This is a genomic window from Prevotella sp. khp7 (assembly GCF_900109055.1).
GTDB lineage: Bacteria > Bacteroidota > Bacteroidia > Bacteroidales > Bacteroidaceae > Prevotella.
On sequence record NZ_FOIV01000002.1, the window covers coordinates 369,175 to 390,889 of the forward strand.

Annotated in this window: 12 protein-coding genes; 7 read left to right on the forward strand and 5 right to left on the reverse strand. The window is 47.1% G+C overall.

The genetic code is table 11. The annotated features are described in order from the left end of the window. Position 1: 1 nt before the first annotated feature. The gene (locus BMX82_RS05290; protein WP_091766689.1) at positions 2–1,003 is read right to left on the reverse strand and encodes a glycoside hydrolase family 43 protein; all 1,002 of its coding nucleotides are present in this window, start codon (positions 1,001–1,003) and stop codon (positions 2–4) included. Positions 1,004–1,024: 21 nt separating this feature from the next. Further along, positions 1,025–2,467, reverse strand: coding sequence for an MFS transporter (locus BMX82_RS05295; RefSeq protein WP_036914400.1), 1,443 nt, complete (start codon positions 2,465–2,467; stop codon positions 1,025–1,027). A gap of 164 nt (positions 2,468–2,631) precedes the next feature. Between BMX82_RS05295 and BMX82_RS05300 the strand changes: the two genes are divergently transcribed. The 3 genes from BMX82_RS05300 to BMX82_RS05310 all read left to right on the forward strand — a co-directional run bounded on the left by BMX82_RS05300 (position 2,632) and on the right by BMX82_RS05310 (position 8,593). After that, positions 2,632–4,593 (forward strand): sialate O-acetylesterase, encoded by a 1,962-nt coding sequence (locus tag BMX82_RS05300; RefSeq protein ID WP_091766692.1) that lies wholly within the window; start codon positions 2,632–2,634, stop codon positions 4,591–4,593. Positions 4,594–4,601: 8 nt separating this feature from the next. Continuing rightward, complete coding sequence (locus tag BMX82_RS05305) at positions 4,602–5,993, forward strand: MFS transporter (RefSeq protein ID WP_091766695.1); 1,392 nt, start codon at positions 4,602–4,604, stop codon at positions 5,991–5,993. A 95-nt stretch (positions 5,994–6,088) separates the two neighbouring features. Continuing rightward, entirely contained in the window at positions 6,089–8,593 is a 2,505-nt protein-coding gene (locus tag BMX82_RS05310; protein ID WP_091766698.1) for an alpha-L-arabinofuranosidase C-terminal domain-containing protein, read from the forward strand. A gap of 41 nt (positions 8,594–8,634) precedes the next feature. Here BMX82_RS05310 and BMX82_RS05315 read toward each other — a convergent pair whose 3' ends face one another. The 3 genes from BMX82_RS05315 to BMX82_RS05325 all read right to left on the reverse strand — a co-directional run bounded on the left by BMX82_RS05315 (position 8,635) and on the right by BMX82_RS05325 (position 13,510). Further along, entirely contained in the window at positions 8,635–10,656 is a 2,022-nt protein-coding gene (locus tag BMX82_RS05315) for an alpha-L-arabinofuranosidase C-terminal domain-containing protein (protein WP_091766701.1), read from the reverse strand. Positions 10,657–10,764: 108 nt separating this feature from the next. After that, positions 10,765–13,185 (reverse strand): glycoside hydrolase family 127 protein, encoded by a 2,421-nt coding sequence (locus tag BMX82_RS05320; RefSeq protein WP_091766703.1) that lies wholly within the window; start codon positions 13,183–13,185, stop codon positions 10,765–10,767. 100 nt (positions 13,186–13,285) lie between these two features. After that, on the reverse strand, positions 13,286–13,510 hold the full coding sequence (locus tag BMX82_RS05325; RefSeq protein ID WP_091766706.1) for a hypothetical protein: 225 nt from the start codon (positions 13,508–13,510) through the stop codon (positions 13,286–13,288). Positions 13,511–13,556: 46 nt separating this feature from the next. Here BMX82_RS05325 and BMX82_RS05330 point away from each other — a divergent pair, with 46 nt between their 5' ends. The 4 genes from BMX82_RS05330 to BMX82_RS05345 are packed head-to-tail and all read left to right on the forward strand — an operon-like array spanning position 13,557 to position 21,710. After that, on the forward strand, positions 13,557–15,950 hold the full coding sequence (locus BMX82_RS05330; protein WP_091766709.1) for a glycoside hydrolase family 127 protein: 2,394 nt from the start codon (positions 13,557–13,559) through the stop codon (positions 15,948–15,950). A gap of 45 nt (positions 15,951–15,995) precedes the next feature. Continuing rightward, positions 15,996–18,971 (forward strand): SusC/RagA family TonB-linked outer membrane protein, encoded by a 2,976-nt coding sequence (locus BMX82_RS05335; RefSeq protein WP_255396549.1) that lies wholly within the window; start codon positions 15,996–15,998, stop codon positions 18,969–18,971. A 13-nt stretch (positions 18,972–18,984) separates the two neighbouring features. After that, positions 18,985–20,655: a RagB/SusD family nutrient uptake outer membrane protein gene (locus BMX82_RS05340; RefSeq protein ID WP_036914383.1), complete on the forward strand. Its 1,671-nt coding sequence runs from the start codon at positions 18,985–18,987 to the stop codon at positions 20,653–20,655. Between the two features lie 56 nt (positions 20,656–20,711). After that, positions 20,712–21,710, forward strand: coding sequence for a DUF4859 domain-containing protein (locus tag BMX82_RS05345; protein WP_036914381.1), 999 nt, complete (start codon positions 20,712–20,714; stop codon positions 21,708–21,710). Positions 21,711–21,715: the final 5 nt, after the last annotated feature.

Sequence of the window (21,715 nt, forward strand, 5' to 3'; positions counted from 1 at the left end):
TCTATTCATTTACAACCTTTTGAATTGTTCCATCCTCATTGTAGAACAGACGCTGTACTTTTAATGAGCGCAGATGGGTGATATCATTACTCGGAACACAATCGTGGTAGAACAGGAACCACTCGCCCTTATACTCTACTATAGAGTGATGAGTCGTCCAACCTACTACCGGATCAAGGATAACACCCTGATAGGTGAATGGTCCATAAGGATTATCACCGATGGCATAACACAGCATGTGACTGTCACCAGTAGAATAGCTGAAATAGTATTTACCATTGTACTTATGCATCCAAGATGCTTCGAAGAAACGGTGAGGATCACCGGCTTTCAGAGGCTCACCATTCTTATCGATAACAATGACGTTGCGTGGTGCTTCGGCAAACTGCTTTACATCGTCGCTCATACGAACGACGAAACTGGGCAGAGCAGGAACATCGGCTGGTGCGAAAAGCTGTGTCTTCTTATCGGCGGCAGGGCCGAGGTCGACGCCTTCCTTAATCAGCTTTTCCGGAGCCTGATACCACTGAAGCTGACCGCCCCATAATCCGCCGAAATAGCAGTATATCTGGCCATCATCGTCCTTGAATACACTAGGGTCGATACTCATAGAGCCACGGATAGGCTGAGGCTCAGGAATGAACGGGCCTTCAGGGGTGTCGCTGACGGCAACACCAAGGTGGAACACACCATTGTAGTCTTTAGCAGAGAAGATAAGGTAGTATTTGCCATCTTTCTCCGTTACGTCGTTGTCCCACATCTGCTTTTCTGCCCAGGGAACTTGGTCTACGTGGAGTATCATGCCATGATCGGTCACCTCACCGTTTTCCACATCATCCATGGAAATTACGTGGTAGTCCTTCATCTGGAAATGGCCACCATCATCATCAAAAGCAGCACCAGCCTCCCAGTCGTGAGATGGATAAACATAGAGTCGACCATTAAACACATTGGCAGAAGGGTCTGCATAATAATCTTTAGGGAAAAGATAACGCGGTTTCATATTTTCTTGCTTTGAAATTAATTAGTATTCTTTTTTCTCGGCCATCCGGCGGCGTGCCGCCAGTTCAGCCTGCATATTTTCGTTGAATTCCTTTGTAATCGGGTAGAAATAGAGAGCCATGACGCCTACGCAGAAAAGCAAGGCGGGTACAAGGCTTGATACGAGACGAATGCCTTCGGTTGCACTTTCATTCTGTACTGACACATTGCCAGAGACATAACCGAACATAGAGATGATGATGCCAGCAATTGCACCGCCAAACCCTAGACCGAGTTTCAGAGCCAGAACGATGCCAGAGAAGCAGAAGCCTGTAGCTCTACGATGACTCTCGTATTCAATATGGTCGGCTACGTCGCCAATCATTGCCCATAGCAGTGGGATGGTTGGAGCATATGCCAATGAACGGAGGAAATTGAGTACAAACATCAAACTGACATCTGTTGGGGTGGGAATATAAAAGAGGGCCGTAAAGAATGCTGTCATCGAAAGACAGACAATAAAGGTTTTCTTCTTGCCGTATTTGTTGGCGAGATATCGGGAGAAGCAAATCACACCAGTAAACTGAACAACGGCTCCCATCATGTTAAAGGCAGAGAAGCCGACGGAATATACATTCTCTTGCTCAATAGTAATAAAATGGGAAAGGAAATCGTAAAGCGATTTCTGGTCAACATTATATTGGAAATAGAAATTCATGGCTGAACCCCACATGGCCAATGTAATGAAGATAGCAAAGGTGAGAAGCGCCATTGCGTTCCAGGAAACACTTGAGACCGTATTTTTTACATCTTCCTTAATGCTTATCTGCTGCCTGGGAGGGGGCTGGATGCGTTCCTTTGTCACGAGGAAAGTGACTATAAAGAAAATGAGAGCGATGCAGGCAAAAATACCTATGGTACAACTCCAGCCATGTTGCAGAGTGCTACCTTTTGAGAAATGATCTACCAGAGGTAGTGTCAGTCCTTGAACCACAAACTGGGCAATGGTTACAACGACAAAACGAATGGTTGTAATACTCGTGCGTTCATGGATGTCGCTAGTCATCACACCGCCTAACGATGTATATGGTATATTGTTAAACGAATAGATCGACATGAGCAATACATAAGAAATGGTGGCATAGGTAGCAACCATTCCTTTTTCTTGAATGCCGGGGTTGTAGAACGCTAACATGTAGAACAAACAGAAGGGGATTGCAGTCCAGATAATCCACGGACGGAACTTTCCCCAACGTGTTGATGTGAGGTCTGTGAGAATTCCAATAGTGGGATCGACAATAATGGCGGAGATACTTGCAATCATCAGAACACTTCCTGCTATTGCTCCGTCCAGACCGAACACATCGGTATAGAATTTCAATTGGAAAATCATCATCATCTGGAACACCAGATTGGCTGCGGCATCCCCTAATGAGTAGCCGAGCTTCTCGCCTAATGATACTTTTTGTGATGATGACTGCTTCATGAAGAATAATAGAAATTTGCTGCAAAGGTAGTGAAAAATGGCTCATTTGACATTCTGATTTGTTACAGATGCTTTTCTAAATGTTTCATGGCAAAATAAAAAGATAAGTTTTGGCCATTTCAACGGGAGTTTTTAGTAAATTTGCAACTGAAATCAACAATTGTATGAAGAAGATCACATTATTCTTTGTTGCACTTTTATGCACCTCTCTCGCTGGCGCAAAGGTTATTTTGCCTCAGTTATTTCAGTCTGGTATGGTCATACAGCGTGGTAAGCCTGTTCCTGTTTGGGGTAAAGCCGATGCTGGTGAAACCGTGACCATCGCATTTAATAAGAAGGAATATACAACTATTGCCGATGCAGAAGGTAAATGGCGCATAGACCTGCCCAAGATGAAGGCGGGAGGTCCATATACAATGACTATTGGTGAATTGACGATTGACAATATTCTCGTTGGTGATGTGTGGCTTCTCTCTGGTCAGTCAAATATAGATGTACATATTGAACGTGTTTATCCGCAGTATACCGAGGAGATTGATAACGATGAGAATACACAGATACGTTTGTTTCGTGTGCAGAACGATACCGATACGCACGGTGTCCGTGACGATATCCGTCCTACATCTATCAATTGGAAGACCCTTAACAAAAAGAATGCGTGGCCATTTTCAGCGGTAGGCTACTTTCTTGGCAAGCGCATGTTCGAGAAAAACAAGGTGCCACAGGGCATCATCGTCAATAGTTGGGGAGGTACGCCTATAGAGGCATGGATATCGAAAGATTCTCTTGAGAAAGATTATCCCATGCTTGTGAAGCGCGTTCAGTTCTTTCAGAGTGACGACTATGTGAAAGAGCAGATGCAAGCCAATATGCTGGCTGAGCGTCAATGGCAGAAGATGCTTCAGAATGCCGATCCTGGTATTCAGTATAACTGGACGGCAACGCAATACGATGATTCAGGTTGGCAGGCCATAAACCAAAACAATTGGGGATGGCGCGGTACGGGTACCATCTGGCTGCGACAGCATGTCAATATAGATAAGATGCACGCAGGAAAGCCTGCCCGATTGTTGCTCGGTACGCTTTTTGATCGTGATGTCACCTATCTTAATGGTCAACAGATAGGACAGACAGGCTATCAGTATCCTCCGCGTCGCTATGATATCCCTGAGGGTTTACTTCGTGAGGGTGATAATGTGATTACCATTCGCTTTATCAACAAGTATGGTGTGGTTCACTTCCTTCCAGAAAAGCCTTATTTGATAGCTTTTGGTGATGATCGCTGCTCGCAGAATCCAATGCCTAAGGATGTCATCCCTCTTAGTGATATGTGGAAAATGCAGGTTGGAGCCGAGATGCCTAATTGTCCTAGTGGCGATGTATCACTACAGAATATCCCTACTACGCTCTATAATGCTGTGCTTTATCCCCTTGCTCCTTATGCCCTCTCGGGTGTGGTGTGGTATCAGGGTGAGTCAAACACGGGTGATCCTGCTCCCTATGCAGACTATCTGAAAAAGCTAATGGGTAGCTGGCGTAGCTGTTGGCAGGATCAGCAAATGCCTTTTGTTATTGTGCAGTTAGCTAATTATGATGGACGTCAACAGACTGCTTTCCCAAGGCCAATGACTCCCCAACTTATGCCTGTTAATAGCGGATGGGCTCAGCTTCGTGAGGCACAGCGCCTTGTCGCAAAAAGCGATAGTCGTGCAGAACTCGCGGTTATCAATGACTTGGGAGAATCGGTTGACATCCATCCTCTTCGTAAAAAAGAGGTCGCCGAACGTATTAGCCTTTGTTTTGACCGTCTTCTATATAATAATAAGGTGAAGCTTGCTCCAGAAGTCATTGCGTCTGAGGTGAACGACGGAAAAATCTTCCTTACCCTCGATCAACCCATTCAATCCGGCAGACTCTATACCTTCGAGGTGGCTGGCGATGACGGTAAATTCATGAATGCTGATGCAACCGCCGAAGGCAATCGTGTTATTATTTCTTCACCTCTTGCTTCTCACCACTCACCTCTCATAATCCGATATGCGTGGAAAGACAATCCTATAGCGGCCAATGTCCGTTCACTCAAAGGTTTGCCCATGAGTTCATTTGAAATAACAATTAATAACTAATAATAATTATGAGTACAACTAACGAAACCAAAGGCTTCTACAAGCTCTCTTGGCTCCAGCGCATCGGCTACGGATCGGGCGACCTGGCGCAGAATCTGATTTTTCAAACGGTGGCATGTTACTTAATGCTTTACCTTACTACAGTATTGAAGATTAATCCGGCATTTGTAAGCGGACTGATTCTTTCTGTCCGTCTTATCGACTGTTTCTGGAGTCCTGTAGTTGGGCGTTATATCGATAACCGCAATCCGAGGTTAGGTAAGTATCGTACCTACCTTTTGTATGGTGGTATTCCTCTTACGATTGCCGCCTGCTTGTTGATGCTTCCTCAAGCTGCAACCTGGTCTACAGGCATGAAGATTGTCTATGCTACAGTCAGCTACACGACGCTGAGTATGATTTATTCTGTAGTAAACATTCCTTATGGCTCTATTATGGCCAGTATGACTCGCGACAACGACGAGGTACTGAAGCTTACATCTACCCGTATGGTATGTGCCAATATTGGTCAGATCGTAGTTCAGGCAGGTTTCCCCATTGGTCTTGCAATTGTTGCCCATACAGTTATCGACTGGAATCAGGCTTTGTTCATGGCCATTGGTACCATTCCTGCTTTCATAATTCTGCCATCTTTGCCTATGCTTAAGAGATGGTTGGGTAAGAAAGGTCTTTATTATATGCTTCTCTCCATCGGATTTGTTGGCTTTGCCATCTTGTTCACTATTGGTAAATTCTTCGATGTTGAGGGTCTCAATACCATTGTTCAGGCAGCCAAGGTGATGACTGGCGTTGGACTTCTTGTCGGTTCGTTGATGTGGGCACTTGTGCCTGAGGTTATTACCGAGGCCGAATATCGTACAGGCAATCGCCCTGCTGCTACCGTTAATGCACTTGCTGGTGTGGCCTTCAAGGCAGGTTTCTCAATAGCAGGTTGGATTACACCATTGGTTATGGGTATGATTGGTTTCGATCTGGCCAGCGAAGAGTCGGCTCTGCCTATCGATCCTGTTGCCTGGTTTACGGTTACTTGTGTATTTGCTGTTATCGGCTTTTTGCTTTTGCTTTACTGCTTCACTGGCTGTAAGGAGCGGATTGCCACCACACCCGAGAAACCTGTTACTTACGGCGAGATGTTTGCTGAGTTTAAGGCCAATAAGTGCCTTCAGCTGGTACTGAGCATCTTTGTAACTGTGTTCCTGGCTTCGTTCATCAGCGCACCAGTTAATGCTTATTACACGCACCTTGCCGAATATTCTGCCACAGCACAGAATGCCATTCTGGTGTTTACTTGTATTATTCCTGCTGCTCTTCTGATTGTTGTAGGATGTCTTGTTTATAAGTATCCTCTTACTGATGAGAGACTTGATGAAATAAACAAGGAGATTGAGGCACGTGGATAAAGAATAGCATTATTGCTTAAATAGAATTTAAGCCGAAAGTTTTGACGCTTTCGGCTTTTTTTGTATCTTTGCCGGCAAAATAGGAAACAACATCGATGAAAAGGATTATACGTTTAGGAATGATTGGGCTGTTGGTTGTTGTTGCCATTGCTATTCATGCCCAAGAAACCAAGCAGGTTTTTATTTATTCCCCAAGTGAGCGCGCTGGGCTACACATTGCCCAGCAGACGGAAACAGGTTGGAAAGAACTCGGTCAACTCTGTTCGTCGGATTATGGTACCTGGGGGGCTGAGAAACGGATGTACCATCCCTCGGTGGCTCGTGCTAACGACGGCTCATGGCGTCTGGTATTCCAAGTTAATGACAAAAGTCCGCTTTTTGCGGCGGCCTATTCAAAGGACCTTGTTAGCTGGCGTCCGCAGGATTATCCAATTATGACAACCAGCCAATGTTTGCAGCCCACCGTTTTTGCTAATGAGAATGGTTCTTTCGATATCTATTTCAAGACGAAAGGTGGTGATAAACGTTGGGTTTCTGCCTCGAATGATTTTCGCCGGTTTAGTAAAGACGAGAAGAGCCTGATAGATGATGTGGCTTGGACACGTGATACTGCTATGGTAAATGGGCTGTCGGTGGATGGATGCCTGTTTGAACTCTCAGCCGCAGAGATGGGTGTGATAACTGATTATTTCAACCGTCTTGCCCAAGATGGGAAACAGAGTCAGGAACGTATGTATGAGGATGCTAAGAATTTTCCTGATTTGCAGCCTGTTGAAGCCGTGCTAACCATCACTAATCAGGAAAAGACGATTAGTGACAAGCTTATTGGCATCTTCTTTGAGGATATTAGCTATGCGGCTGATGGTGGCCTTTATGGTGAACTGATTCAGAACCGCGACTTCGAGTATGTACCCAAGGATCATCGTGGTTGGAAGGCTACGACGGCATGGAGTGCTTCGAAGCCTATTAACGTTGTGCAGGTTGATCCGCTGAGTAAGAACAATCCACGCTATGCCGTATTGGGAAACGACACTATCTATAATGAAGGCTGGGATGGTATTGCTGTGAATGCTGGTGAAAAATATGACTTCTCAATGTTCGTACGCAACTACAATGCCAAGAAGTCGTTCATAATCCAACTTGTCGATTCTAATGATGTAGTGCTGGCCAAAGCTACGCTAAAGACAGAAGGGAGTGATTGGAAAAAATATGATGCAGTGCTTACGGCAAAGCGCTCCTGCACAAAAGCCCGTCTGGCTGTGATTGGCGTAAAGGGTATAAAAGCGGGTATAGATATGGTTAGCCTCTTCCCGCAGGAGACGTTTATGCATCGCAAGAATGGTTTGCGAAAGGATCTGGCTCAGGTCATCGCAGACTTGAAGCCTAAATTCGTGCGATTTCCTGGCGGATGCATGAGTCACGGACAGGGGCTCGAAAATATATATCATTGGAATCACACCATAGGTCCGTTGCAGGATCGTAAGCCCGATTTCAATATCTGGGGCTACCACCAGACACGTGGGCTTGGATTCTTCGAATTTTTTCAGTTTTGTGAGGATATTGGGGCTGAGCCACTACCAGTTCTGGCTGCAGGTGTGCCTTGTCAGAATTCAAATAATAATCGTGATGGTATCGGTGGGCAGCAAGGCGGTATCCCCATGGACCAGATGCCTGCCTATATTCAGGAACTTCTCAACTTAATCGAATGGGCTAATGGAGACCCGACCACCTCGAAGTGGGCCAAGATGCGTGCAGATGCAGGTCATCCGGCTCCCTTCAATCTGAAATATCTGGGTATTGGTAACGAGGATATCATTTCTACCGTTTTCGAGGAACGCTACGAGATGATTTGTCGCGCCATCCGTGAGAAGTATCCAGAGATAAAGATATGTGGAACCGTAGGACCTTTCCATGCTCCAAGCGCAGACTATCTTGAAGGATGGGATTTCTCGAAGAAACATTCGGATTTGCAGTATATGGTAGATGAGCATTATTATGAAAGTACTGGTTGGTTTATGCATCATCGTGATTATTATGATAATTATGATCGCCATATGCCCAAGGTTTATCTTGGTGAATACGCTGCTTCAACGCCGGAAAAGCGTCCGAATGTAGAGACGGCCTTGGCTGAGGCTCTATATCTCACAGATATAGAGCGAAACGGTGATGTGGTGGAGATGACTTCCTATGCTCCTATGCTGGCCAAGGATGGTCATCGTAATTGGGATCCTGATATGATTTACTTCTCGAACACAGAAGTGTGTCCTACGCCAGCTTATGAGACTCAGCGACTGTTCTCTGTCAATAGCGGAGACCGCTATGTGGCAACATCGTTGTCGGGTATTCCTCTGCAACTGAAACATCGTATTGCTGCCAGTATGGTTCGCGACTCCAAGACGGGAAAGAAGTATCTGAAACTCGTTAATGCCTTGCCCGTGGAACTGACCATTAGCCTTAATGGTCTGATGATTCCTGAGGGGACTTTGGCTGAGGGCTTCGATGGTCTGCCTGAAGAGCAAAGCGTAGAGGTGAAGAGTTTCGAAGTGAAAGGTGAAAAGATAGTCCTTCCACCTTATGCCTTTAGGGTGATAAGGTTATGAAAAAAGCCCTCGCTTATTGGCGGGGGCTTTTTTATTTCTGATTAAAGTTTGTATCTCAGCATAACCATTGAGTAAGGCTTCAACTGGAAGTCGAACTTCTTCTCAGCCTTGAAGGTCTCACCTTTTGTAAAGATAGGCTGGGCTTCATAGTTGTTCTCGTCGTCTGGCTGTCCAATGATGTAAGACCTTAAAGCAGGTTTCTTCATGGTCTTGAAACGACTCAAGTCAATGTGGGCAGTCTTTGTTTCGTCACTAGCATTGCAGAGCTTGACAAAAAGTTCACGCGTTTTGACGTTTAAGACAACTGACTGGCCGTAGTGTACATTCTCCATGGGTTGGCAAGCATCAGGAGCATCACCTTCAAACTTCACACAGTCGCCATAGTAATACTGACCAGCACTCTGTCCAAACATCTGCTGAATATAGTAGCTGCAAGTGAGATAAGTGCGCTGGTTGTCGAAATAGATGAGATCTGGATTCCAATTGGTGGCGTCCTTCTTGGCAAAGAGGGGAGCATATGAAGTCATAGATACTACATCACCGTTGCGTTCTACATGGAGCAGATACAGACCCTCCGCAAGCGCGTCAATCAGTTTCTTGTCCTTGGCAGCATATTCACCAAGGTAAACCTTTGTCTTGCGATCGCGAGGATAATTGTCATACTGTCGTTTGTTCAGGAAGTAGTCGCGGGGTTCGTAGTAATGTTCGTCGATGATTGGCATACCCGTTTCTTCTGCGAGTTTCCAACCGTTTTGGAAATCAGGATTATTGGCATGCGATCCAGGACCAGCTGTGCCAACGATAACGATTTCCGGATGAGCTTTCATTACGCGTTCATATATATATTTAAAGCGCTCGCAGAATTCTGGAGAGATTTTCTCCTCGTTGCCGAGGCCCAAATATTTCAGATTGAAGGGAGCCGGGTGACCAGCATCTGCACGCATCTTGGCCCACTTCGAGGTCGCAGGATCGCCATTGGCCCATTCAATAAGGTCGAGGGCCTCATCAACCCATTCATCCATCTCTTCCATTGGACAAGCATCTTGAGCCTGAGTGGGCCACATGTTCCAACCGCCGTTGGCGCCCTGACAGCTTACGCCAGCAGGCAGGATGGGTACTGGCTCCATGCCAAGATCCTCGCAGAACTGGAAATACTCATAGAAGCCCAATCCCATGCTCTGGTGGTAACCCCATGTATTCTTCAATCCTTTGCGCTGTTCTTTGGGGCCGATGGTGTTTTTCCATCGATATGTATCCCAGAAGCCATCGCCACCGCCATGAACTACGCATCCGCCAGGAAAGCGCATGAACTTGGGTTGGAGCTCTGCCAGAGCCTCTGCCAGATCTGTGCGCATGCCGTGCCCCTTATAGGTATCCTGAGGCATGAGTGATACCATATCGACATCAATCTCACCCTTATCGAGTACCAATATCTGAAGGACGGCCTTTGGGGAATACTCCTTGACAGAGAGTGCAGCTTCGTATTTCTGCCACGATTTACTGTTGATATTGATGATGGTATCAGCCAATAGTTTCGGATCCTTGGGAGGCCAGCCCATCTGGGGCTCTACGAGGGCGATTCGAATCTGTTTGCCTTTGTCGTCGATATTGCGGAAGAAGGCTGAGAAATTGTATGTCTTGCCGTCCCTTACCGAGATACCATCGAATCCGTCGTTCTGAATACCGAAACCTCTCCATCCGCGATAGTCATGATACTCCTTGGTGCGCTCAACGTGTAGGCGCATATAGGTGGGGTTGTTTGGATGGATACTATTGTCCATGCGTGGCTCAAGCCATCCTGTGGAATGTCCTGGGCGTATCATGCGCCAGAAAGTGCCAGGTCCCCATCCGTCGCGTTCAACGGGACTGTACTCGAAAGATCCGTTTTGTACCAGTTCGGCATAAAGTCCACCATCAGCAGAACTGCTGATGTCTTCAAAAAAGATACCGATTAATTCGTCACTGATAGCCTTGCCGCCAGCGGGCGCAGTCATAGGCTTTTGGGCGCAGAGTCCCATCGTGGCTACCATCAGGAGGGCAGCTAAAGTTGCTCGTCTATTCATGTTGTATAATAAGTTAGAAAATTCCGACTGCAAAGATAATCAGAAAATCCCAAATAGCCATATAATTAGCAAATAATTATCTCATTTCGAATAGATTTGATACGTTTTTTATCTGACACTCCACTCGAAGAGTCCTGTGGCATTGTCTGTTGGCAGTGTTACCTCTAAACGCAAAGCCTTTGTCTTGACAGGATTGAAGTTGACTGTGCATGCTGTGCCCTTGTCAGTGGGGTAATCAGTAACTCCTGTTACGGGCAGCCACAGGCCTTGAGCATTCTGATAGAGGATGCGCCATGACTGAGGTACGCGACATCCGCCCCAGGGACCATCGTCGTACCAATAAACTGTTGCACTTTGGACAAGACTCTCCTGTGGAAATTCGTAGGCAAGCCATTCTGTGCAGTCTTTTTTAGGCCACCAATGGGTATAGGGTACGGATCGATCGTTTTCATCCTTAGGAATCAAGCGATCGTTGATGGAGGATATGGCAGGCACTTCGCACGAACTGGTGACTTTGCTCTCTGAAGCCAATGTTACTGGCTGAGAGGGAGATGTGGCATTTAGGTCTTGAGGCAGCCATACACGCATCTTTCCTGAACCACGATGACACCATGCGTAGTATGGGATAAGTGTCAGCGTTTGGTCTTGAGTTTCAAGCTTGCCCGATTTATTGAGGTTCAGTGTCTGGGCATCGGTAATAAGGGTCTGAATGGGTGTGCCTGCTATCTCGCCTTTCCCGATACGGAATTGTGGGTTCTGGTTAATCAGGGTTGCCATAATGTCAAAATCGTTATCAGGATGTTCTGCACAATATACCAGCGGTCCACGCTCAATGCTCACCATGCCCCGATCTGCTTCTACCTTATTATTGGCACGTACGGTACGTGGCTCCATATCAAAGTGGATCTGAATCTTATCACCCTTCTTCCACTTACGGTCGATAGTGTAATACCCGTCATTCGTAACTTTTGCTACAACAGTTTGTCCGTTTACCGTGACAGAATAATCAAGACGCTTGTTGTCGGAATACTTGTAAAGGTTTGAGGGTAAGACCTGATTACGCACCCATCCTGGAATGCGAATCTTCATGGCGAACTGACCTGCTGTATTCTGATCGACAGAGACTGTGATGTCGCCATTCCAGGGATATTCTGTCGTCTGAGTCAGACCAACCTTTTTCCCTGCGACGCTCAGAATGCTTTTATTAGAGAGGAAGAGGTTTATGTATACATTACGATTCTTCACTGCATAAATGTAACCCGGCAGTGAGGGTATGAAACGGCAGATGTTACTTGGGCAACAGGCACAGCCGAACCAGGCCTGACGCTGATGCTGCCCCATTGACTCTAGAGGGTTGGGATAGAAGAATCCATCGCCTTTAAGCGATACACCGCTAATCAATCCATTGTAGAGAGTGCGTTCTAATACGTCATAGTACTTAGAATCACCATGAAGCAAGAATAAACGGTAGTTCACATATACATTGCCAATAGCGGCACAGGTTTCGCAATAGGCACTCATGTTGGGCAGTTCGTAATTCGCACCAAAGGCCTCGCCATTCGAAGTTGCTCCGATTCCGCCAGTGATATAGAGTTTCTTAGTGACAATATTATCCCAGATGGCATCAATGGCCTTAATGTATTCTTTATCTCCAGTGAGTGCAGCTACATCAGCCATTCCTGCATACATATAGGCGGCGCGAACGGCATGGCCTACAGCTTCATCCTGCTCAACAACAGGTTTGTGAGCCTGAGAATAATCATGAACGATGGTGGTCTTGCCACGATAATCAAGGAAGAACTTGGCTTCATCAAGGTATTTCTTGTCACCAGTCAACAGGTAAAGTTTGGCGAGGGCCATTTCCGCAATCTGGTGTCCTGGTACGACACATGCCTGTCCCGGATTAGGGCCAACCTCCTTGCAAACGACATCGGCATAGCGGATGGCAATGTCGAGGAATTTTCTTGACCCTGTGGCTTGATAGTGGGCGATGGCTCCTTCTATCATGTGACCAAGGTTATAGAGTTCATGACTCAGGTCTTCTTCCATGCTCCAGCGCTTATCGCCAGCCCACTCATGGGGCTCTTTAGGGTTTTGGGTGCGCGAAGTGTAAAGATAACCGTCAGGTTCCTGAGCAGAGGCGATTATCTCAAGCACACTGTCTATATATGCCACCAGTTTCTTATCAGGATAGGTTTGTAGGATATAACTAGCGCCTTCAATAGTCTTGTAGGGGTCTGTATCGTCAAAGGCCAGACCTCCTACCTTGAATACTTTTGATGGATCCTTCAGATGCTCTGCCGCATTGGAGAAGTTGGTGTAACGACCTGTTTCCTCACACTTCGAGAAGGCGAGGGGGATGGTTACCTTGCGACTGGCTTCCAATCGTTGCCCCCAAAACGAGCCGGAGGCTACTTTCACACTTGTAAAAGGTACGGGGGTGATAGGATACCCATGTGCCTGTTCTTTTTGTGCGCTTATAGGCAATATCATGGTCATGCTCAGCGCGATTGTTGCAAACTTTTTCATCTTCTCAAATTTCTTAATTCTTAGTTACAATTTCCTCGGAACAAAGTGGAGGTTTCCTCGGAGTAAAGTCTCACTTTATCCGAAGCAAACTCGGAGAGCTTTACAAAGATTGCATGATGACGGGATTGGTTTTCTGTTCATTCTTGTTAGCGTCTTCGATTTCTGCTGCAAAGATAGAAAAAATCTGTGGAACGGAAAGGTAATATCGTCCAAACTCTTGAGTAGAATCGTCCAAAAATGCCCATCCAGCCATGATTTGGACGATTTTTTTATCATCTTGGACGATATTGACAGACGGTTTCGCTATTTCTTTGTTATTTTGCATTTAAAATCGTAACTTTAACAAAAATCTAAAGAATATAACTAAAAATATGAAACAATGTTTTTTACTATTAGGTGCTGCTATCGTATCGCTTGCTGCCTCTGCTCAACAGATTGAGGAGGTGCCTTTTACGCAGGTACACCTTAATGATGTGTTCTGGAGTCCCCGCATAGAGGTGAATCGTACCGTCAGTATCCCCTCTGCCTTCCATGAGTGCGAGGTGAATGGGCGTTTCGATAACTTCGCCATCGCCGCCGGGCTGATTCAGGGAGAACATAGGGGTGATTTCTCATTCGATGATACCGATCCCTATAAGGTTATCGAGGGTGCCAGCTATTCGCTCGCTGTGCACTATGATGCCAAGCTCGATCACTATCTCGACTCTGTTATTAACATCATTGCCCAGGCTCAGGAGCCTGACGGCTATCTGACTACGTGTGTGACCAATAAATGTACGCGACTGAGCAGATGGTGGGGCAGCCACAGATGGGAGAAGATAAACTCGCACGAACTCTATAACTCGGGCCATCTCATTGAGAGTGCCGTCGCCCACTATCGTGCCACAGGCAAGAAAACCTTTCTGAATGTTGCCATCAAGAATGCCGATCTCGTATGCAAGACCTTCGGCCCTGATGAAGGACAGATTCATCGTCCTGGTGGACATCCTATTATTGAGATGGCTCTTTGTAAATTGTATAAGGTGACGGGCAACAAGAAGTATCTTGAGGGGGCAAAGTATTTCGTCGACGAGACGGGTCGCTGTACAGATGGACATCGGCCTTCAGAGTATTCTCAAGACCACAAGCCCATCCTACAGCAAGATGAGATCGTGGGGCATGCCGTGCGCGCAGGCTATCTTTACTCCGGGGTGGCCGATGTTGCTGCACTTACTGGCGACAAGGCCTATTTTGAGGCTCTTGAGCGAATCTGGGAAAACATGTCGAGCAAGAAACTCTTCATCACTGGTGGTATCGGAAGTCGCCCACAAGGTGAAGGTTTTGGTCCTAACTATGAGCTATGGAACCATACTTCCTATTGTGAAACCTGTGCTGCCATCGCCAACGTCTATTGGAACTATCGTATGTTCCTTGCTACGGGCGAAAGCAAATATATTGATATTTGTGAACGTGCTTTATATAATAATGTATTAAGTGGCGTCAGTCTTTCTGGCGACAGGTTTTTCTACGACAACCCCTTGGAGAGTGATGGTGAGCATGAACGCCAGAAGTGGTTCGGGTGTGCCTGCTGTCCTGGCAATATCACCCGTTTTATAGCTTCAGTGCCTGGATACATTTATGCCATGCAAGGCAAAAACATCTATGTTAATCTTTATGCACAAGGCAAGGCAAGAATAGGTAAAGTGGAATTAGAGCAAACCACCAACTATCCCTGGGATGGTAGAATCCGCATTAAGGTGACGAAGGGCGGTGGTAAATTCGCCATCAAATTCCGTATTCCAAGTTGGCTGAAAACCTCTCCAACAAACAACTCTCTCTACAAATATGTTGATGCAGCCCCTGTTTACACCATTACAGTCAATGGTGTGAAAGTGGCTGCAGAGACTGACGACTACGCTACAATCCAACGTTCTTGGAAAAAAGGTGACGTCATAGAACTGAACTTCCCGATGGAGGTCCGTCGCATCGTGGCCAATGACAATGTCGAGGACAATCGTGGTAAAATCGCACTTGAGCGTGGCCCTATCGTCTATTGTCTTGAAGGATCTGACCAGGCCGACGGAAAGGTTTTCAACAAGTATATTCTTAACTCTGCTGATATTCAGGCTCACTTCGAACAGAATCTCCTCAATGGCGTCGTAACTCTCAGTGGCGATGCTAAGGAACTTCAACTTTCTGGCGAGATAAAAGACGTAAAGTTCCACGCTATTCCATATTCTACTTGGAACAACCGCGGACCTCAGCAGATGGAAATATGGATTGCTAATACCCCAACAAAGGCTGTTGCAACCCCCGTTCAAACCATTGCCTCAAAGGCTCAGACCTTCTCAAACCGCGCTCCCATCCAGAATGATGCTCCAGAAACGGCTCCCGTCGATTCCTGGGCGAGTGGCGTGAACGACCAATGGGAACCCACTCGCAGTAGCGATATTTCAAAACCTTATCATTACTGGTGGCTGAAAGAGGGCTCTACCGAGGCTATCAGCTATCAGTTCGATCAAGAATACGAAGTAAGTAATGTACAGGTTTACTGGCTAGAATTCGACCATTATGACGGAAACTTCCGAACCCCAGAGTCGTGGCAGCTCTTCTATAAGGATGCTCAAGGCGAATGGCAGGAAGTAGAGGACCATAGTCCTTTTACCGTCAACAAAGACTGTTACAATAGCGTTGATTTCAAGCCTGTACGCACCATAGGTCTAAAGATTCTCGCCAAACTTCGTAAGGGAGAGTCTGGAGGCGTTCTCGAATGGAAAGTAAAATAAAACTATACATATTTATAATTCATGAACCTAAAAAAACAAATTGGTATGAAAAAACATTTTTTATGTTTGCTTTTGTTGGGCGGAACTCTCGGAGTCTACGCTTCAGAAAGCACATCACCAGCCGTTGCTGAGATTACTCAGCAGGGTGTGACAATGAAAGGTGTTGTTAAGGATGCCAAGGGCGAACCGATTATCGGCGCTACGGTAACTGAGAAGGGCACCAAGAATGCAACTGTTACTGACTACAATGGTAACTATTCTTTAACTGTTACCAATCGTAACACTGTACTTGTCGTCTCTTACATCGGCTTCATTGCCCAGGAAGTCAAGGATGGCGGCGATGTGACGCTCCAAGAAGACAACGCGTTGCTGAACGAGGTGGTTGTCATTGGTTATGGTACACAGCGTAAGGGCGATGTTACCTCAGCTATTACAAGTGTGAAGGCCGAGGATTTTGCACAAGGAAATATCCGCGACGCCGGCGCTCTGATTAAGGGTAAAGTGGCTGGTCTCACCATCTCTAATGGTTCAGGCGACCCCAGCTCAGCATCAAGCATCCGTCTGCGTGGCATCATCTCACTCTATGGTGGTAACTCTCCACTCGTACTGGTCGATGGTCTGGAAGGCAGTCTGAGCTCTGTCGCTCCTGAGAACATCGAAAGTATCGACGTACTGAAAGATGCCTCGGCAGCTGCTATCTATGGTACACGTGGTGCTGCTGGTGTGATTCTTATCACCACTAAGGCAGGTAAGCGTGAAGCTAAGACAACAGCCAACTATAGCGGTTATGTATCACTGGCCTCGTTCGGAAAAAAGCTCGACATGATGGACGGCGATGATATCCGTGCTGGCAAAACCAACTATACCGATCGTGGTTATGATACTGATTGGCTCGATGCCGTATCGCGTACAGCCCTCACCCATAACCACAACGTCAATATCAGTGGCGGTAATAAGAGCACTTCTTACAATGCCGACTTCACCTATCGCGACCAGCAGGGTGTATTCATCAACACTTATAGTAAGGAGATGCACTTCAACGGTGGGCTGTCGCACTGGATGTTCAACGATATGTTGAAGCTGCAGTTCAATATTCTGAAGCGTTGGCACGAGAATGGTCCAGTGGATGCTGCTGGTCAGATGGTATATCGTCAGGCCCTGATGCGTAACCCCACAGAGCCCATTTATGCCGAGGATGGTAACTGGTATGAAAACTTCGGTATCAACTATTATTATAACCCAGTAAGCATCCTGAACGAGCAGACTGGTGAGTACAAGACAGAGACCACCCGTCTGACAGGTAACATCACCTTGGAGCCTATCCGTGGTTGGCAGACTAACCTGATGCTCTCTACTGAACGCTACAATGCCCACGACGAGGGTTACCAGTCGTCGAACTACTATGGTCAGCGTGCTGAGTACCGCACAGGCTATGCCTACCACAGCTATGCTTACAATAAGACCAACAATTTGGAACTCACTTCTACCTATAAACATCAGTGGGGTGATCATCGCTTCGAGGCACTCGTGGGTTACAGCTACCAGTATCAGGTCGATGAGAACTTCTATGCCAACAATACCAACTTCCTGAACGACTTTTTCGAGTACAACAACTTGGGTGTTGGTCAGTATTTGAAGGAAGGTAAGGCTGGTATGGGCAGCGGCAAAAGCGACGACACACTGATTGGTTTCTTCGGACGTGTTAGCTACGGTTTTGCAGATAAGTACAACGTGCTGCTCTCTATGCGTCGTGAGGGTTCTTCTAAGTTTGGTGCCAACAACAAGTGGGGTTCGTTCCCCTCTGCCTCTCTTGGATGGACCATCTCTAACGAGAAGTTCATGCAGGGCACTAAGTCGTGGCTCGATAATCTGAAGCTGCGTGCAGGTTTTGGTGTTACTGGTGTTGTCCCTGCCAGCCGCTATCAGTCGCTCACCACTTGGGCACTGGGTTCACCTTACTATTATGACAATGGTACCTGGAAACAGGGTTTGAAGGTTGACCAGAACCCAAACCCCGACCTGAAGTGGGAGAAATCAACTGAGTATAATGTCGGTCTCGACTTTGCCGTACTCGGCGACCGCATCTGGGGTAACATTGATGTTTACCGCAAGAAGACCGTCGATATGCTCTGGTGGTATGACGTACCTGTTCCACCAAACCTCTACAGCCAGACATTGGCTAATGTAGGTGAAATGCGTAACCAGGGTATTGAGGTGGCTATCAATGCCATTCCTGTTCGCACCAAGGATTTTGAGTGGAAGACCACTGCAACCTTTGCTCACAACGCTACCAAGCTGCTCAGTCTGAGCAACGATCTCTACGAGACTGCCAACAAGCACTATATCGCTTATCTCGGCGAGCCTATTTCACTCTCTACACAGATTATGGAGGTAGGCAAGCCTCTCGGACAATGGTATGGTCTGAAGTCGGTTGGCGTCAGTGAGAACGGTCTCTGGATGATTGAGAATCCTACCACAGGCGAAATCGAGGAATTTAACGATAACATGCTGACCGATAAGGAAACCTACTATCAGAACCTGGGCAATGCTATTCCTAAAATCAATGTTGGTTGGAGCAATACCTTTAAGTATAAGGACTTTGATTTGAACATGCAGTTTACAGGACAGTTTGGTTTCAAGATTCTGAATGAGGCCCGTGCCTACTATCAGAACAATGCCGTGACCTATAACCGTCTGAAGGATGCTGCTGTGGCTCCTTATGCTGATGGCAACGTGCTGAAGCCTGCCCAGAAGCAGACCTTCGTCAGCTACTACCTGAGCAATGGTAACTACCTGAAACTCTCGAACCTGACACTGGGTTATAATGTGCCGTTGAAGGTCAACAAGTATGTGAAGAACGTGCGTGCTTATCTCTCTGCCGACAACGTGTTCACCATCACCTCATACAATGGTCTGGATCCTGAGCTCTCGAATGGCGATCCCCAGTACTCTGGTATCGATAGCCGCGACAAGTATCCTACCATCCGTACTTATACATTTGGTTTAAATGTTACATTCTAAAACAGTTACTACAATGAAAGCAATATACAACAAATTCATCGTTTCCGCTATGGTGGGGGCCGCAGGCCTGACTATCGGAGGATGTACTGACCTTGATGAGACCATTTACTCACGCTTGGCCTCTGAGAAGTACGAGTTTACTGATGCCGACCTCGAAGCTACCATAGCTCCAGTATATAGCAGTCTGCGCGACGTGTATTGGGGATGGTTCGGTATGGCCGACATTATGGACGAGAGTTCCGACGTGTGGGGCATTCCTAACCGTATCGGTATCGGCTGGGGTGACCTTTATATCTCCCTGCACAAGCATGAGTTTAACTCGGGTATCGGACACTTCTCTGTGAACTGGGGTAACAACTACGCTGGCGTCAACGCCTGCAACCAGATTTTGGCCAACGAGCAGGTGGCTAGTAGCGAACTTATCAAAGCACAGGTACGTGCCTACCGCGCCATGTACTACTACAACCTGTTCGACCTGTTCCGTAACATCCCTTTGGATACCACTTTCGTTCATCCTGATGGTTGGACTCCTGAACAGGCTGATCCTGAGGTAACCTACAAGTGGATTGAGAACGAGCTGAAAGAAGTGGCCGACCAGTGTGGCGACGACATCTCGTTAGGCAAACTCAGTAAGTATGCAGCCTACATGCAATTGGCTAAGCTCTATCTGAACCACGATGCTTGGTTCCCTAACAAGAAAGACAACTCTTACTATCAGAAGTGTATCGACTGCCTGAACATCATCATCAACTCTGGTAAGTTCTCTCTGGCAGCCAACTACAGCGACAACTTCTTAGAGGATATCTCTGCCTCGCCTGAGATTATCTTCGGTATCGTGTTCGAGAACAAGTATGCCAGTGGTAACTTTATGGCCAATCTTTGGATTCATAATGCAGGTCGTGCCCGCTGGAACTTCTCAGGATGGGCCACTGGCGGCGGTATCGTATTCCCGCAGTTCCTCGATATCTACGAGGATGGCGACACCCGCTTGGAAAACACTTGGACGGGCGGTCCGCAGTATGCTCTCGATGGCAGTCCTATCCTTCTCGATGGCGAGCCTCTCGACTACACTCGAGAGATTCACAGTATTGACAATCCTGGCTGTTATCCGATGGAGAGTTGGCGATTGGTGAAGTATGAGATCAAGAGTGGTGACTTTGGTTCGAGCTATGACGACGTACCCTACTATCGTTATGCCGATGCCCTGCTGATGAAGGCTGAGTGCCTACTCCGCTTAGGTGGCTACAACGGTGAGACCGAGGACGATGCTGCTGCATTGGTTACTCAGGTACGTGCCCGTAACTTCAAGGCCGACCCATCGAAGGCCAAGGTTACCGCAGCCCAGCTGAAGGGTGGCAGTAAGTACAACTACGGACACCGCGAGAATACTGGAGAACTGGGTGGTGCCGACAACTGGGTAGAGAACTACCAGGGTGGCGACGACATCGAACTGGGCGGACTGCTCGATGAGCTGGCTCGTGAGTTTGTTTGCGAGGCTCACCGTCGCGATGACATTATCCGCTTCATGATTAAGGGTACCAATATGAATGTGTACTGCGGCAAGTCGTGGTTCTGCAAGGATCCCGAGGCCGACCGCCATACCGACATATTCCCTATCCCTCAGGATGCCCTTGACGGCAACCCCAAGCTGAAGCAGAACCCTGGCTATACAGCTGCAAACTAAGGGATGAATAGGGATATATAGAATATAATGATGAAAAAATGTAATAATGTAAAAGTATGAAAAAGAACATATTATATATAGCAATGGCTTGCATCGCCTTGGGTTTCACTGCCTGTAGCGACGACCCAGAGGATGCTGTCAGCAAGCACGTCTATGGCCCCGACGAGTCGCCCTATCTCCGTGCGGATGCCGATGCCACCATTTCCTTGAATGCGGAGTTCCGCAAGGGACATGTCACTCCAAAGACCGTCTATCTGAAAGACTATGCCGAGCAGATTCAGACCAAGATGAAGATGACTGTCGATGACATGCTGGCAGGCATCGAGTCGGGCAAGGTAGCGTTCCACAGCATCAACACAGCTCGCGGTATCTGGGATATGAGTGCCATGACCAAAGGCGACGGCTGGTGGTATAATAACAATGGCGCTGTCGTTAGTAACGACGGTGTGGCCAGCATCGAACTCGACAAGGCTGCCAAGGCTCTCGTTCTGAACGTGCCCGAAGGGTCTGCTGCCGGTCTCTCGATGGCGGCCAACGTCGGTTTTGCTGTTGTGAACGGCAAGGACTACGACCAGTATGTCCGCTTTACAGTCAACTTCTCGATTACCGACCCCGGCACGATCATTCAGGATATCACCATTCCCGCCGGCGACTATGCGAGCTACGAGTTTGACCTCACGTCTATTGAGAATGCCATCAATGCCTGCTTCGGTATGACATCGGCAGACTTCATCGCGACGATAGCAAACACAGAGAACGATATTGCTATGTACCTTGCTGACGACAATGGCAACTGGGATACGACATCAGGCTATACAGCTGGTGGTATTGGTCTCTGGGTTGACGTAGACCATAAGGTATGTAACTGGAGTGGTAACGGCTATGCTGCTGGTAACTTCTACTATATTGAGACTCACGCTGACGACAAGACCGTTGGCATTGGTCGTGCCCCCGGTGTACCTTCCGGCACGAAAGCCAAAGTACACTTTGTCTATGCAAGCAAGAGTGATGCCACCAGATTTATAGAGTTTGTATTAAATGCCACATTTGAATAACTATC